The organism is Aeromonas sp. 602658, assembly GCF_049173005.1.
In the GTDB taxonomy this organism is placed as follows: domain Bacteria; phylum Pseudomonadota; class Gammaproteobacteria; order Enterobacterales; family Aeromonadaceae; genus Aeromonas; species Aeromonas veronii_A.
Genome location: NZ_JAAKRF010000002.1, coordinates 350,618 through 367,324 on the forward strand (window position 1 = coordinate 350,618; position 16,707 = coordinate 367,324).

At 44.3% G+C, this 16,707-nt stretch carries 12 protein-coding genes and 1 pseudogene; all 13 read left to right on the top strand.

Going from position 1 to position 16,707, the window contains the following annotated elements; translation table 11 throughout:
• The first annotated feature begins 15 nt into the window (after window positions 1–15).
• Complete coding sequence (locus G5253_RS03965; protein ID WP_266134479.1) at window positions 16–3,165, top strand: efflux RND transporter permease subunit; 3,150 nt, start codon at window positions 16–18, stop codon at window positions 3,163–3,165.
• A gap of 594 nt (window positions 3,166–3,759) precedes the next feature.
• Window positions 3,760–4,845 (top strand): dTDP-glucose 4,6-dehydratase, encoded by a 1,086-nt coding sequence (gene rfbB, locus G5253_RS03970; RefSeq protein ID WP_266134478.1) that lies wholly within the window; start codon window positions 3,760–3,762, stop codon window positions 4,843–4,845.
• Complete coding sequence (rfbA, locus tag G5253_RS03975; protein ID WP_266134477.1) at window positions 4,845–5,708, top strand: glucose-1-phosphate thymidylyltransferase RfbA; 864 nt, start codon at window positions 4,845–4,847, stop codon at window positions 5,706–5,708. Before rfbB ends, rfbA begins: the two co-directional genes overlap by 1 nt.
• A gap of 35 nt (window positions 5,709–5,743) precedes the next feature.
• The gene (locus G5253_RS03980) at window positions 5,744–6,628 is read left to right on the top strand and encodes a methionyl-tRNA formyltransferase (RefSeq protein WP_209794913.1); all 885 of its coding nucleotides are present in this window, start codon (window positions 5,744–5,746) and stop codon (window positions 6,626–6,628) included.
• Between the two features lies 1 nt (window position 6,629).
• Window positions 6,630–7,760 (top strand): dTDP-4-amino-4,6-dideoxygalactose transaminase, encoded by a 1,131-nt coding sequence (rffA, locus tag G5253_RS03985; RefSeq protein WP_266134476.1) that lies wholly within the window; start codon window positions 6,630–6,632, stop codon window positions 7,758–7,760.
• Complete coding sequence (locus tag G5253_RS03990) at window positions 7,757–8,824, top strand: TDP-N-acetylfucosamine:lipid II N-acetylfucosaminyltransferase (RefSeq protein WP_266134475.1); 1,068 nt, start codon at window positions 7,757–7,759, stop codon at window positions 8,822–8,824. Before rffA ends, G5253_RS03990 begins: the two co-directional genes overlap by 4 nt.
• Window positions 8,825–8,858: 34 nt before the next feature.
• Complete coding sequence (locus G5253_RS03995) at window positions 8,859–10,274, top strand: lipopolysaccharide biosynthesis protein (RefSeq protein ID WP_266134474.1); 1,416 nt, start codon at window positions 8,859–8,861, stop codon at window positions 10,272–10,274.
• 36 nt (window positions 10,275–10,310) lie between these two features.
• Complete coding sequence (locus G5253_RS04000; RefSeq protein ID WP_266134473.1) at window positions 10,311–11,477, top strand: nucleotide sugar dehydrogenase; 1,167 nt, start codon at window positions 10,311–10,313, stop codon at window positions 11,475–11,477.
• Window positions 11,478–11,633: 156 nt separating this feature from the next.
• Window positions 11,634–12,667: pseudogene (locus G5253_RS04005) on the top strand (IS3 family transposase).
• Window positions 12,668–12,990: 323 nt separating this feature from the next.
• Window positions 12,991–14,073 carry an EpsG family protein gene (locus G5253_RS04010; RefSeq protein WP_421202722.1) on the top strand — a complete coding sequence of 361 codons (1,083 nt, stop codon included), beginning with the start codon at window positions 12,991–12,993 and terminating at the stop codon, window positions 14,071–14,073.
• Between the two features lie 26 nt (window positions 14,074–14,099).
• On the top strand, window positions 14,100–15,029 hold the full coding sequence (locus G5253_RS04015; protein ID WP_266134472.1) for a glycosyltransferase: 930 nt from the start codon (window positions 14,100–14,102) through the stop codon (window positions 15,027–15,029).
• A gap of 7 nt (window positions 15,030–15,036) precedes the next feature.
• The gene (locus G5253_RS04020; RefSeq protein ID WP_410170579.1) at window positions 15,037–15,741 is read left to right on the top strand and encodes an acyltransferase; all 705 of its coding nucleotides are present in this window, start codon (window positions 15,037–15,039) and stop codon (window positions 15,739–15,741) included.
• A gap of 8 nt (window positions 15,742–15,749) precedes the next feature.
• Window positions 15,750–16,688 (top strand): NAD-dependent epimerase/dehydratase family protein, encoded by a 939-nt coding sequence (locus G5253_RS04025; RefSeq protein ID WP_266134471.1) that lies wholly within the window; start codon window positions 15,750–15,752, stop codon window positions 16,686–16,688.
• Window positions 16,689–16,707: the final 19 nt, after the last annotated feature.

Sequence of the window (16,707 nt, forward strand, 5' to 3'; positions counted from 1 at the left end):
TGGAGTAGTCGCTTCATGGCTCGATTTTTTATAGACAGACCCATTTTTGCCTGGGTGATCGCGCTGGTGATCATGCTAGCGGGCAGCCTGGCCATCATCAAATTGCCGGTCGCCCAGTATCCGAGCATTGCGCCGCCCGCTGTCGGTATTTCCGCCAGCTATCCGGGCGCATCCGCCAAAACGGTGGAAGACTCGGTGACCCAGATCATCGAACAGAACATGACCGGGCTGGATCACCTGCTCTACATGTCCTCCCAGTCTGACTCCGCGGGGCGGGTGTCGGTGACCCTCACCTTCCAGCCGGGGACCGATCCCGATATCGCCCAGGTACAGGTGCAGAACAAGCTGCAGCAAGCGATGTCGCTGCTGCCGCAAGAGGTTCAGCAGCAGGGGATCCGGGTACAGAAGACCTCCAGCAGCTTCCTGATGGTCGCTGCCTTCATCTCCAGCGATGGCAGCATGAACAACGACGACCTGGCGGACTATGTGGTCTCCAACATTAAGGAGCCCCTGAGCCGTCTGGACGGGGTAGGGGATATCACCTTGTTCGGTAGCCAGTATTCCATGCGGGTGTGGCTCGATCCCAATAAACTCAACCGGGTGCAGATGACTCCTGGTGATGTGCAGGCAGCCATCAAGGCGCAGAACGCCCAGGTGGCCTTCGGCAAGCTGGGCGGCACACCGTCGGTGGAAGATCAGCAGTTCACCGCCACCATCATGGGGCAGACCCGTCTCTCTACCGTGGAGCAGTTCAACGACATCCTGCTGCGGGTGAATCAGGATGGCTCCAAGGTACGGCTGAAAGATGTGGCCCGGGTCGAGCTGGCGGGCGAAAGCTATGACGCCGATGCGCTCTACAACGGCCAGTCCACCGCCGCGGTCGCCATCAAGCTGGCGACCGGCGCCAATGCGCTGGATACCGCCGAGAAGGTGCGTGCCAAGCTCAATGAGCTGTCGGATTACTTCCCGGCCAACATGGAGATCGTCTATCCCTACGACACTACGCCGTTTGTGAAGATCTCCATCGAGGAGGTGGTGCAGACCCTGATCGAGGCGATCTTCCTGGTGTTCTGCGTCATGTATCTGTTCCTGCAGAATTTCCGCGCCACCCTGATCCCGACCATTGCGGTGCCTGTGGTGCTGCTCGGTACCTTCGGGGTGATGGCGGCGTTCGGCTTCTCCATCAATACCCTCACCATGTTCGGTATGGTGCTGGCCATCGGCCTGCTGGTGGATGACGCCATCGTGGTGGTGGAGAACGTGGAGCGGCTGATGAGCGAGGAGGATCTCTCCCCGCTGGAAGCGACCCGCAAGTCGATGACCCAGATCACCGGCGCGCTGGTGGGGATCGCCCTGGTGCTCTCCGCCGTGTTCGTGCCGATGGCCTTCTTCGGCGGCTCGACCGGCGCCATCTATCGCCAGTTCTCGCTGACTATCGTCTCGGCCATGGTGCTGTCGGTGCTGGTGGCGTTGATCCTGACACCGGCCCTCTGTGCCACCCTGCTCAAGCCGATGAAACATGGCGAGTTTGGGGCCAAGCGCGGCTTCTTTGGCTGGTTCAACCGCGCCTTTGATGCGGGTACCAATCGCTATCAGAGCGGCGTGCGCAAGGTGATCAAGCAGGGCGTGCGCTACAGCCTGATCTACGGTGCCATGCTGGCGGTACTGGCAGTGCTCTTTATGCGGATGCCCACCTCCTTCCTGCCGGAAGAGGATCAGGGGGTCATCATGTCCATGGTGCAACTGCCGGTGGGGGCGACCAAGCAGCGCACCGAGGTGGTGCTGGCGGACATGCGCGACTACTTCCTGAAAAACGAGAAGGATAACGTTGACTCCGTACTGACCGTATCCGGCTTCAGCTTCGCCGGTAGTGGCCAGAACGCGGGTATGGCCTTTATCAAGCTCAAGGACTGGAGCGAGCGCAAGAGCCCGGATCGCAGCGCCAATGCCATCATCGGCCGCGCCATGGGCTATCTGTTCAGCATCAAGGAGGCGCAAGTGTTCGCCTTTAACCTGCCTCCGATCCCGGAGTTGGGTACGGCGACCGGTTTTGACTTCTTCCTGCAGGATCGCGGCGGTATAGGTCACGACAAGCTGATGGCGGCGCGTAACCAGCTGCTCGGTATGGCGGCGCAGGATCCCACCTTGGTACGGGTACGCCCGAACGGGATGGAAGATACGCCGCAGCTCGATATCAAGATCGACTACGAGAAGGCGCTGGCGCAGGGGCTATCCATCGCGGATATCAACAACACCCTGGCTACCGCTTGGGGCTCGTCCTACGTCAATGACTTCGTCGACCGTGGCCGGATCAAGAAGGTCTATATGCAGGCGGATGCCCCCTTCCGGATGAACCCGGAAGATCTGAAACTCTGGTATGTGCGCAACAGTGCCGGTCAGATGGTGCCCTTCTCCGCCTTTGCCAGCACCGAGTGGAGCTTCGGCTCGCCGCGTCTTGAGCGTTACAACGGTGTGCCAGCGATGGAGATCGTCGGTGAAGCTGCGCCCGGCAAGAGTACCGGTGATGCAATGGCTGCCATCGAACAGATGGTGAAACAGCTGCCGGAAGGGGTGGGCATCGAGTGGACCGGGCTCTCCTTCCAGGAGCGTCAGGCCGGTTCACAGGCGCCAGCGCTCTACGCCATATCCTTGCTGGTGGTGTTCCTCTGTCTGGCGGCCCTCTACGAGAGCTGGAGCATTCCGTTCTCGGTGATGCTAGTGGTGCCGCTCGGGGTACTGGGAGCCATTGTGGCCGCCACCCTGCGTGGGCTGGAGAACGACGTCTACTTCCAGGTAGGCCTGCTCACCACCATAGGCTTGTCGGCGAAAAACGCGATTTTGATCGTGGAATTTGCCAAAGAGCTCTACGACAAGGGGATGGGGTTGGGTGAGGCTGTGGTGGAGGCGGCACGCCTGCGTCTGCGTCCGATCCTGATGACCTCGCTCGCCTTTATCCTCGGGGTGCTGCCGCTGGTGATCAGCTCCGGCGCCGGTGCCAGCAGCCGTAATGCAATCGGTACCGGCGTAATGGGGGGGATGATCAGCGCCACCGTGCTGGCCATCTTCTTCGTCCCGCTCTTCTTCGTGCTGGTGATGCGTTACTTCACCAAACACAGCAGCAAAGAAGAGCGTCTGACTCATGCTCATGAGTCAAAACATGACTGATGGCATGCAAGGTTGAGCAAATTTGAACAGAGTCCAATAAATCGCCAGTCTGCTTTGGTCTGGCTGACAATCAAGCAGGGCAACCCTATGGGTTGCCCTGTTTTTTCTGGGCTTGCCGAGAGGTTCGTGTTACCGATTGTTGAAATAAGTAGCAGGGCGTTCAAGCTGGTTGTGATCAGCCTCGTGCCCAGCTTCAAATTAACCCCCAGCGAGGTATTTTTTGCTGTTCATATGGGGGCAATACGAGATAGAATCCGGCATCAAATCGGGTATGTGTGGTGTGCAATATCACGAGATATCGGTGAGCGTGTCTAGCGATGCATACCAGCAAAAAATACAATTAAATGCTGGAGGACATGATGGCCAACAGCTTGGGAATCGTGTTTAAAATCAGCGATCTGGGGGCTGCAACTCAGTGCGGTAGCCATGTTATTTGTTGGTTTTAGCTCAAATGATGAGCGTTCTCGCCATCTAGTGATATGTATTAGATGGCAAATATCCATGCACTTCTTTGAATTCCTGCATCGTATTTCCCCCGAGTAATTAATGTCGTTCCAAAATGAGAGTGATTCTCGTTATAAGAGCACCTTTTCTATGAAAATTTTAGTGACCGGCGGTGCTGGTTTTATCGGCTCTGCCGTTGTGCGCCATATTATCCGTCATACTCAGGATGCCGTTATCAATCTCGATAAACTCACCTATGCTGGCAATCTGGAATCCCTGGCCGATGTATCGTCAAGCGAGCGTTATGCGTTTGAGCAGGTGGATATCTGCAACCGTGCCGAGCTGGATCGGGTGTTTGCCTTGCACCAGCCGGATGCCGTGATGCATCTGGCCGCCGAGAGCCATGTTGACCGTTCCATCACAGGCCCGGCTGACTTTATCGAGACCAATATCGTCGGTACCTATATGTTGCTGGAAGCAGCTCGCGCTTACTGGAACGGTCTGGACGAGTTACACAAGGCTGCCTTCCGCTTCCACCATATCTCCACCGATGAGGTGTATGGCGATCTGCCCCATCCGGATGAAGTAGCCGTCGGTGAGCCATTACCGCTCTTTACCGAAACCACTCCTTACGCCCCCAGCAGCCCCTATTCTGCCTCGAAGGCTTCCAGCGACCATCTGGTGCGTGCCTGGCGCCGTACTTACGGCCTGCCGACCATCGTCACCAACTGCTCAAACAACTATGGTCCTTACCACTTTCCCGAGAAGCTGATCCCGCTGGTCATTCTTAACGCGCTGGATGGCAAGCCGTTACCTGTCTATGGCAAGGGCGACCAGATCCGTGACTGGCTCTATGTGGAAGACCACGCGTGCGCGCTCTACAAGGTGGCGACCACCGGCGTGGTCGGTGAGACCTACAACATCGGCGGTCATAACGAGAAGCAGAATCTGGAGGTGGTACACACCATCTGCGATCTGCTGGACGAGATGGTGCCGAAGGTGGGCTCTTATCGTGAGCAAATCACCTATGTGGCGGATCGCCCTGGCCACGATCGCCGTTATGCCATCGATGCGACCAAGATGAGTGCCGAGCTGGATTGGCAACCGCAAGAGACCTTTGAATCCGGTATTCGCAAAACCGTGCAGTGGTATCTGGAAAACCAGCAGTGGGTCAACAACGTCAAGAGCGGGTCATATCAGTCTTGGATTGCTCAGCAGTACGGGGAGAAGAAGTAATGAAAGGGATTATTCTGGCTGGCGGTTCTGGAACTCGTCTTTACCCTATCACTATGGGCGTCTCCAAACAGCTCTTGCCAGTTTATGACAAACCTATGATTTACTATCCACTGTCAGTACTGATGCTTGCCGGGATCAGGGAAATTCTGATTATCACGACACCTGAAGATCAAGCAAGTTTTCAACGTTTGTTAGGTTATGGTAGTAATCTGGGTATTCATCTGCAATACGCTGTTCAAGCATCTCCTGACGGCTTGGCTCAAGCCTTTTTAATTGGCGAAGAGTTTATTGGTAGTGATAGTGTTTGTTTGGCATTAGGTGATAATATTTTCTGGGGGCAGGGCTTTTCTCCAATATTAATACGTGCCGCCCAGCGCCAAACCGGCGCCACAGTTTTTGGTTATCAAGTGAAAGATCCCGAACGCTTTGGTGTTGTTGAATTCGATGAAAATAGAAAGGCTATCAGTATTGAAGAGAAACCAGTTAATCCAAAGTCCAACTTTGCAGTAACTGGACTCTATTTTTACGATAACAAAGTGGTTGAGTTGGCAAAAAAAGTCAGACCCTCAGCCCGTGGTGAGCTGGAGATTACCACTCTCAACGATATGTATTTGCAAGCCGGTGAATTGAATGTAGAACTACTTGGTCGTGGTTTTGCCTGGCTTGATACTGGTACCTATGAAAGTTTGCATGATGCCGCCTCTTTTGTTGAAACCATCGAGAAACGCCAAGGTTACAAGATCGCCTGTTTAGAGGAAATAGCATGGCGAAATGGCTGGTTAACGGATGAGCAGCTATCAAGGGCCGCTAATTTGATGGCTAAAAATAGTTATGGCGAGTATTTGAATTCGTTAAAGAAATAGGAACCAAATTTTTGGTTTAATGAATTGGATTTACTATGTACACCATAAAATCAAAAGCTATTAAAGTCTTTGCGACTGGACTGAAAGGACTTAAGACAGTACAGGGATTAAGAAGAAAGACAAATAAAATCACTGTTATTATTGGAAAAGATACAAATGTGAAAAATGATTTCTCGGATGACATAGAGGTGTACTGCAAACAAGAGAATATAAAATATTATTTTAGTACAAAACATGCTGATAAGCATGAGTTTGGCCTTGCAGTCGCTGCTGGATGGCAGCGAATGATTTTTGATATCCCTTCTTCTGCACTGATAGTTTTTCATGACTCATTATTGCCGAGATATCGTGGTTTCAACCCCCTGGTAACAGCTTTATTGAATAAAGATGACTGTGTCGGGGTAACGGCTTTAATGGCAGCGGACAAATATGATCGTGGTGATATCCTATCTCAAGTTAAGGTTCCAGTCGAATATCCAATCACGATAGAAGATGCAATTATAATGGTAAGTGAGGCTTACTTTAATATTGCAGGTGAGATTTATGATTTATTCATTTCGGGACAGCTACATGGAAAACCCCAAGATGAATCACTAGCAACATATAGTCTATGGCGTGATAGCGATGACTATGCAATAAATTGGAATCTTGATTCTCATGCAATAGAACGACATGTAAATAGTGTTGGCTATCCTTATCTTGGTGCATCATCATTTGTTGATGGGGCATTAGTGAGAATTAAGAAAGTAGCATTGGTTAATGATGTTTTTATTGAAAATAGAGTTCCAGGAAAGATCATTTTCTTTGAGAAGAATATGCCAGTTGTTGTTTGTGGCCAAGGCTTACTCAGACTGGAAAGTATAGAAGATGATAATGGGAATGTATTAGAGATAAATAAACTTAGAACTAGGTTAAAGTAAAATGATAAATTTCAACAAGCCTTATCTCCATGGTAAAGAACTCGTGTATATTGCTCAAGCCGTCGCTGCGGGGAAAATTTCCGGTGATGGTACCTTTACCAGAAAATGTCATGATTTTTTTGAGCAACGCTATGGTTTTAAAAAAGCATTGATGACTACATCATGCACCGATGCGTTGGAGATGGCCGCAATCTTATTGGATATTCAACCTGGTGATGAAGTTATCGCCCCATCCTATACATTTGTGTCGACTGTCAATGCATTTGCGCTGCGTGGTGCCAAAATTATCTTTGCAGATAGTTATAGTGATCATCCTAATGTTGATCCAGCACAAATAGAAAAACTGATCACTCCTAACACCAAAGCTATTGTAGTTGTTCATTATGCCGGTGTTGCGTGTGACATGGACGCCATTATGGCAATTGCAAATCAGCATAATATCCCTGTAGTAGAGGATGCTGCACAAGCGATTGATAGCTATTACAAAGGGAAACCACTCGGTAGTATAGGTACATTTGGAACATTCTCATTCCATGAAACTAAGAATATCATTGCTGGTGAAGGGGGATTATTAGCCATCAATGATGATAAATACATTCATCGTGCTGAGATCATTCGTGAGAAGGGGACGAACCGCTCATCATTTTTCCGAGGTGAAGTGGCTAAATATGGCTGGGTAGACATTGGTTCGTCCTTCCTGCCATCAGATATTATCTCTGCTTACTTGTATGCGCAACTTGAAAACATGGGACCTATTCAGGCTAGGCGCAAAGAAATTTGGCAACGTTATTATGATAGATTGAATGTTGTATTAGCTAACACAGGTATTGAATTGCCAGTCGTTGCAGACTATTCAACTAATAACGCACACATGTTTTATTTGGTTTGTTCAAGTCTTGAGCAGCGCACGGCGCTAATTCAACACTTAAAAGACAACGAAGTGCATGCGGTTTTCCACTACTTATCTCTGCATACTAGCGAATTCTATCAAGACAAGTATATTGGTTACCCCTTGCTAAATTCTGATTACTTCAGCGATACCTTAGTACGTTTGCCACTATTTTATGAGTTAACCAATGAGCAAGTGGATTATATCTGTTCACAAATAAAGAGCTTTGTCGAGCTGAAATGAACAAAAAAATATTGCATCTAGCGTATTTGGATAAATTTATCCCAGGGTTTATTGAACTTGTTCGCCAGCATTTTTCTGGTGATCCTCACACAGTGATTACATTTGGGGACATTAAGAAATATCCTTATGTACAGTCACCGTCGATTTTGAATTTATCAACGTTGAATAGTTTTCGGAATATTATTAAGCTAGTCGTTGCCATGCATCGAAATGATAAAATTATCCTGCATGGACTTTTTTCTTCCCACTTAGTTATATTGCTTTGTTTTATGCCTTGGTTACATAAAAAATGTGATTGGATAATTTGGGGAGGGGACCTTTATTATCACAAACTAACTAAAAAAGATACGCGTTACTATGTGCTGGAAGTATTTCGCAAGTTTTTAATATCACGCCTTGGTGGTTTTATTACTTATGTGGAAGGTGATTATCACAATGCCCAGCAGTGGTATAATGCAAGTGGTAAACTTTATGAATGTATCATGTATAAAAGCAATGTTTATAGTGGTGCAACACTAAGTGAAGAGGAATTAATCCATACGAAAGGGCAAGGTTTACCCAAGGTCAATGTTCAGATTGGTAACTCAGCTGATCCAGCCAATAATCATCAGCAGGTTTTTGAAAAACTTGCCAAACTTGATGTACGAAATCAGATTGGTAAAATTTATTGTCCCCTTTCTTACGGTAACTCGATTTATGCAGCGCAGATAAAAAAATTGGGAGAAGCAATGTTTGGCGATAAGTTTTTCCCGCTGATGGATTTTATGCCGCTTGCGCAATATAATAAAATTTTGGATGAAGTTGATATTGCTATTTTTGCCCATGATCGGCAGCAAGCTATGGGTAATACCATCAATCTGCTTGGTCGTGGCAAAACTGTCTATATGCGCGCAGATACCAGCTCATATGCACTGCTGACAAAACTCGGAATCAAGGTATTTTCGTTAGATGATTTATCTCTCACCGTTCAATCACGCGAAGTAATCATCGCTAATAATCAACGGGTATGTAACTATTTTAGTGAAGAAAATTTAGTGAACCAGCTTAAAACTATTTTCTCCTAATATTTAGTTGGAAATTTAAATTGCAGTAGAGCTTATGTCACCAACAAAAATCCTTCATTTTTCCCTTGGCCCAATCGGTGGCGCATTATTGGGCTTTATCACGTTACCTATTATTGCCTGGGTATTTAGCCAAGAAGATGTTGGCAAAATGGCATTACTGAACGTGGTGCTAAGTTTCGCCACCTTGTTTTTTACTTTGGGGTTAGATCAAGGTTACGTTCGTGAATTCCATGAGTCAGAGAATAAACCTTTACTACTAAAAACTGCGGTCTTGCCTGGCTTAATATTATTGTTGATTGTGCTTGCGACCAGTTTGACATTTGGCTCTTGGTTAGCGGAATTTGTCTTTTCTCTAGAATCAACTAGTGTCAGTTGGATTCTTGCATTAGCTTTATTAGCTAGTTTTTTATCACGCTTTTTATCTTTAGTGTTGCGCATGAATGAACGGGGTTTAGCTTTTTCTATGAGTCAGCTTTTACCTAAGGCATTTTTGCTTATTATTATTCTTTCTTATCTTTTATTGAATGTTACTAAAAACTTTGAGCATTTGTTGTTAGCCAATACTCTCGCAATTTTTATTGCTTGTTTAATATTTGTTTGGAACACGCATAGCGAATGGCGGTTAAGCCTAAGCCAAAAAATAGATCTGCAGCAGTTACGACAAATGTTACACTTTGGCTTTCCATTGATTTTAGGTGGGGTTGCATTTTGGGGTTTAACATCGTTAGATAGAATTTTTCTAAGTCGATGGAGTAGCTATAGCGAACTGGCGGTATATTCAATTTCGGTCAATTTTGCCGCTGCAGCCACAATCTTCCAGTCAGTTTTTTCTACTGTATGGGCTCCGACAGTTTATAAATGGGCCAGTAAAGATGAGGGCCATGATAAAGTCATCATAGTTAGCCGCTATGTGCTGTTCTTAGTCATTATATTATTTTGTGCGGCTGGCTTGTTATCCTGGATTGTATCTTTTATTTTGCCATCTGAATATGCACAAGTTCAATGGATTTTGGTTGCCTGTCTTGCCTATCCATTGTTTTATACCTTGTCAGAGACCACGGTGGTTGGCATTGGTATCGCGCGAAAATCTGTCTACGCAATGTTAGCCTGTGTGCTCGCATTATTAGTTAATGTAGCTTGTAACTATATTCTTATCCCCAGATATGGTGCTGCAGGAGCTGCGAGTAGCACGGCATTGGCATTCTGGGTATTTCTAGTGTTGAGAACAGAGTTTGCTATTCACGTTTGGAAGGTATTACCGAGAGCAGCATTATACACTTTTACGTTCTTGTGTATCATAGGTGCAGTATTAGGTGCGCTAGAACAAGAGCGATTGGGTATTTATATCTATATATACTGGATTGCATTGCTATTGGGGTGTGGTTGGTTTTTTAGATGTGAGTTTTCACAAGCAATAAAAAAAATCTTAAAATGGTATGAAATCAAGTAATGTCTCTATTTGTCAATTTTATAAGCTGGAATTATCATGAAAATTGCCGTCGCGGGAACCGGGTATGTCGGTTTATCTAATGCCATCTTATTGGCGCAGCACCATGAAGTGGTGGCGCTCGATGTGCTGCTAGAGAAAGTCACGCAGATAAATGATCGTATTTCTCCGATTGCCGATGCAGAAATTGAATATTATTTGTCGAGTCAACCACTTAATTTGACTGCCACGCTGGATAAACGATACGCTTATACCAATGCAGAGTTTGTCATCATCGCCACGCCAACCGACTACGATCCTACGACCAATTATTTTAACACCCGCAGCGTTGAAGCCGTTGTGCGTGATGTTATGGAGATTAACCCTACTGCGGTGATAGTGATTAAATCCACCGTACCGGTTGGTTTTACTGCTAAATTGCGTGAAGAACTCGGCTGTGATAATCTGATGTTCTCCCCTGAATTTTTGCGTGAAGGCCGTGCCTTATATGACAATCTGCACCCGTCGCGTATTGTGGTAGGCGAGCGTAGCGAGCGTGCACAATTTTTTGCCAATTTACTGATCGAGGGAGCAATTAAAGAAGATATACCTGTTTTGCTTACCGATAGCACTGAAGCGGAAGCAATTAAGCTATTTGCCAACACCTATCTGGCAATGCGAGTGGCTTATTTTAATGAGCTTGACAGCTATGCTCAGTCTAATGGCCTGGACTCGAGGCAGATCATTGAAGGTGTGGGACTGGATCCACGTATTGGCAGCCATTACAACAATCCCTCGTTTGGTTATGGGGGCTATTGCCTACCCAAAGACACCAAACAGCTACTCGCCAACTACAGTGAGGTGCCCAATAACCTGATCCGCGCTATTGTGGATGCCAATACTACTCGCAAAGACTTTATTGCTGATTCTATTTTGCAGAGAAATCCCAAAAGGGTTGGTGTATATCGGCTTGTAATGAAAGCGGGTTCTGATAATTTCCGTGCCAGTGCTATCCAAGGCATTATGAAGCGGATTAAAGCCAAGGGCATCGAAGTGGTAGTGTATGAACCTACCCTACAGATGTCCGAGTTTTTTCACTCGCGGGTCATTAACAATCTTCACCAATTTAAAGACGAATGCGACATCATCATCACTAATCGCATGATGGCGGAGCTGAGTGACGTTGTTGAAAAAGTCTATACACGTGATTTGTTTGGTTGTGATTGATACGCAAGCCAAGTGGGACTCTATTGGAATTCCCTTGTATTTGCAATCCTGCCTAGTGGATCCCCCCTGGTTTCTTAGACACCTCGCTGTCTGAAAATGGACTGACTCCGCCCCAGTAGACTATCCAGTCCTAGAGTTTGAGCATAGGAGATGCGTATGAGCACACTACGCTTTACACCTGAATTTAACCATGCATCAGATAACTGGATGTGGTTATTCAGTGGCAGAGGTCTCCGACCGGTTGGGTGTTTCTGCGTTTCGGCTCTACAAATTGCTGAGGGCTATCAAGCCGGGGATAATAGCGAGCAGCATGCCCATGATCTACTGGAAGCAAAAATATAGATCATGAAGCTATGGGGGCAGTTTAAACGCGCCGAAGAAGAGCGAGATATTCTGAAAAATGCCACGTGGTACTTTGCAAGGGAGTCCGACTGAAGTACCGCTATTTATAAATGAACACCGATCGATATGGGGGTCATGATGATATGTCGGGTATTGAATGTCAGGTTGGCCGGATTTTATGCATGGCTGTATCAACCGGTCTCCGCACGCGACAAAACAACCAGCGGTTGCTGGCGCTTACTCGCGACCTATATGCCCTAAGTGACGGTGTATATGGTGATTGTGGGATCCATGGTGATCTTTGTGAAATCGGGGAAACCTGCGATCAAAATTGAGTGGGGCGGCTCATAACTGAACCGGAGCAGAGCCGTTCCTGATTATAAAGCACCATGCCTAGTTGCAGGCTTTCAGTCGTGGCGCCTAGTTGTATATAGCGACAGTTTACTGCCGTGCGGGCTAACCAGGTCTGGGGGCCCGTAACGTGGTGGGGTTGGTCGATGAAGCCAACCCTCTCACGCAAACTGGCGTTGAAGATGGCCATATGGCGGCGTAAACCGAACAATGAGGTTATCGTGCAGCCAATATAGTAGTGACAACGGGTAGCACTTTTACCTGGCCAATAATCTGGCACAGAGTATGAGTCTGCGTGGTAACTGCTGGGATAATGTGGTTGCCGATTTGTTCTTCAACTTGCTGAAAAAGTGTGAATTAGAAAACGGATCTACAAAACCCGGGATCTGGCCCGTACGGATATTTTCGATTACATTGAAGCACTCTATAACAGGGTCAGATACCGCTACCACCTTGGTGGAGTCAGTCCGGAGTCCTTCGAACAGGCCTCGTCGTGAGGACAGAAAATGTCTACTGTCATGGGGTCAATCCAAACACCCGACATATGGCTCTGAATATGTGATGTGCCGAGACCATGTATAAACCAGCCTGCGAAAAAAACAATTACTTTTTGTAGGTATGAGCGGCGGCTATCTCTGGTAATCTTTTCCCAAATATAAAAAATTGTTCATGCTCTCGTCTTGTATTTAAGTCCATCTAACTTTAATCATGAGTAAATAATAGCTTCCATTTTGGAGATGTACATTTGCATAAAATAATTGATGTGAATTTTATACTTGCTTGTATTATAATAAGTGGATTCATTATATATATGAGGAAAATGAAATCACATGAATGTAATGGTTCGATTGGATGGTTTTTTATTTTTGCTATAGTATCAGTCTGGTTCTCATTTAGAGATTTAGGCCTAGATTTAGACAACTATAAGTTTTTTTATCAAAATTCAAAAATAGCCGAGGCATTAAGCGAATCAACATTTGGGTATGACTTTGAGATAGGTTGGAGAATTATTATATATTTCTTCTCTTCATTAGGATTATCTTTTGAAGTATTTCTTTTTTTCTCAAGTATGGTGCCTCTCTTTATAATATATCTTCTCTCCTTTAAGCTAAAAAAAGATATTCCTTATGTGTACGTTTTCTTTGTTTTCTTTGTTTTCTTTATTTGGGAATTGGTTGATGTTATAAGAGCTTTTTTTGCATCTTCAATAATTTTGTTATCACTGTACGCATTAAGTCTCAGGTATCGATTGTTTTATTTTACATTATCTTTTTCTAGCATTTTTTTCCATAGCAGTGCGGTGATAGCACCTTTTGCTTCGATTGTATTTTCTAAAATTAGGTTAAATAAATCGACAGCTTATGTTTTATTGGTGTTGGCGTGTTTATTTGGATTGCTAGTTAAACTCAGTCTAATAGATCTTGAACCTGCCAGCTTAATAGAACGGGACGGAACATTTTTATCAGATATAATGTTCAAGTTAGATTATTATTTGTTTTATTATCAGTCGCAAGGGTATTTGTTTATAAACTCAACACATGAATATCTCACACATATTAAAGCAATATTTTCAGTGTTGTGCTATCTTGTGTTGTTTTATGTTTCCTTAGAGTTTAAGGATGACTCAAATAGATTTATTAGAATAATATCAAGGGTGTTTATTCTATCCATGTGTATTTTTATGTTTTTTTATTCATGTGGGTTGTCTGTCATCGGTAATAGAGTATTGTCCCTATTGAACCTTGGCTCCATATTTATAATGGCGAAATTCCTATCTACAGACAAATTCTCATCGAAATTTAAAAATATTTTTATTATGTTGATAATGACCAGAATGATATTTTATATTTTATACCATTCTGGTTTACACCAACCATTGAGCCCATTTTATCTAGGGCTGTAAAGATTTAAGCTATGCGAGTATTGTAAATGATGACTGATAGCCAATTAAAATGTGCTGTTGTTTTTTTTGCGTTTAATCGCCCAGACAAACTACAAGGTACTATAGAGTCCTATCTGTGTTGCAAAAATAGAAAGCTAGATGATGTTTTTGTTTTTATTGATGGGCCACGAAATAATAGTGACGTTGATAAAGTCAACCAGTGTGCGCAGATTGCAAACGTAAAACTGCCGTATGCGCAAATTATTATTCGAGAGACGAATTTTGGTTTAAAAAAATCAATATATGGTGGGATATCACAAATTCTTTCTGAATATGATGCCATCATAGTTATTGAGGATGATTTAAGGCTTTCACCTGATTTTTATGATTATATGGTAGCCTCTCTTGAAGAATATAAGAATTCAGAAAATGTCATGCAAATATCTGGCTATAATTACTTAGGTAATGAATTTTTAGATAGAAATAAGTCAGCCTTTTTCCTTCCAATTACAACGTCATGGGGGTGGGGAACGTGGTCAAGAGCTTGGCAGTCATTTTCTATTAATAATGAAATCTTGCTTCAGGACTTGGATAAAAAGAAATTCAATTTCTTTTCATCATTTCCATTTTTCACCATGCTTGAAAAAGAACTAACTGGGCAAGTTAGTTCATGGGCTATTCGCTGGTATCATCACGTATTTCAATCAGGGGGCCTGGTTTTATATCCTCCAGCTACATTAGTTGATAATGAAGGTTTTGATTCTACAGGAACCCACAGTGCTGCCAAATCTAATGTTTTGTATAAAAAAGTGATATTTGAGGATCTTGGAATAGTAAATTTTCCCCAAAGCATAGAGATTGATAGAGTTCAACAAAGAAAACTGGTTGGCTTCTTTAAAAAGAAACGACTTTCTATCATTTCAAAGCATGTTGTTAATTTGATTGCGAGGGCTTTAAATCGTGTTAGAAATAATTAAAAAAAACATGCTTTTGAGTTGGTTGATTGGTAATCTATACGGTATTTATCTAGGGGTATTAGGTTTTTTATATAGATTCAGATACTTTGGCCGGTGTAAGATATCCCCCTCAACAAGAGTAATTGGATGGCGGCACATTAGTTTTGGCGATAATGTTGTTATATGCCATGGTTCTTGGATTAATGTATCTAACAGAGATAAGAGTAAGGTTTATAAAATAACAATATCTGATAAGACTTTCCTGGGGGCGAACAATTTTTTATCCGTAGGGAAGAGAATTCACATAGGCTCACATGTACTTACTGCATCTAACTGCTCGTTTATTGGTGCCACCCATGTAGTTGATGATGTATACCGCCCCTATTTCTCTACCGGTGTAACAGAGAATAATACAATTCAGGTGGGAGATAATTGTTTTTTTGGTTATGGGAGTAGTGTGGTAGGTAATGTGACGATAGGGCGCGGCTCGATTATCGGTGCTCACGCTGTTGTGCTCAATGATATTCCTCCATTTTCTATGGTAGTTGGTAATCCGGCGAAGGTAATTAAGCGTTTTGATTTTAAAACAAACCAATGGACAAAATGCTTTTCAGATGTAGATGAGACTCTTTTTCCATCAGAAAAAGAGTATAAAGCACAACTAGATCGTCAAGTGTATAATCCGCTGCTGGCATCAATTTTAGCCAATCGATTACTATCAAGTATTTATTAGGGGGGGGCATGGCAAAAATACTAATAACAGGGTGTTTTGGTTTTATTGGCTCAAAGCTATTTGATAAGTTACTTAATGATGGGCATGATGTCTATGGGATTGGACGGAGTTCTTCTTGCAGTGATGGAAAGCAAAGCCAGATCTCAACGAGAAAGAAAAATATTGAAATAAAGCTCACTGAGTTGGAAAAGTTGTCGCTAGATAATAGTACACCATATGATTATGTATTTCATTTTGCTGGTGGAGCTTCAGTGGCGAAAGCTGAAGAGAATAATTACTCCAGTTTTAACAATACAGTGTCATCCACCCTTGAGCTTCTTGAATGGTCCAGAGTTCGACATCCAAACGCTACGATTATTATTGCATCAAGTGCTGCAGTTTATGGAGCAAATGAAGATAACAGTCTTCTTGTTGAGGAATCTGTTCTTAGCCCAATTTCAAATTATGGGCGTCATAAAATCATTGTTGAAGATCTTGCGTTGACATATAATCAGCGTTTTAATATGGATGTGAGAATAGCAAGATTGTTCTCTGTATATGGTCCTGGTCTTAAGAAACAATTTTTATGGGATTTCTGCAATAGATTATCTAACGCAAATGGCAAATGTGATATTGAGGTTTTTGGCACAGGAAATGAAATTAGAGATTGGATTAATATTGAAGATATCACATCTATAATTTCTGCATTTGCGTTTAGTCATTCATCTGAGAGAATAATCAATGTTGGAACAGGAAAAGGTACCACAGTAAAAGATATTGCTCAGACTATTATTGACGCAATGGCTATTGATGCAAGGCTTCACTTTAATGGCCAAGTGAGAAAGGGAGACCCTGAATCACTTGTGGCCAATATACATAAAATGCATTGCTTAGGCTTTTCTGCAAATGTAGATGTTAATCGTGGCATTCAAGAATATGTTAGGTGGTACCTTGACTCACAACGTTAAGAAAAAATGCATCGGGATA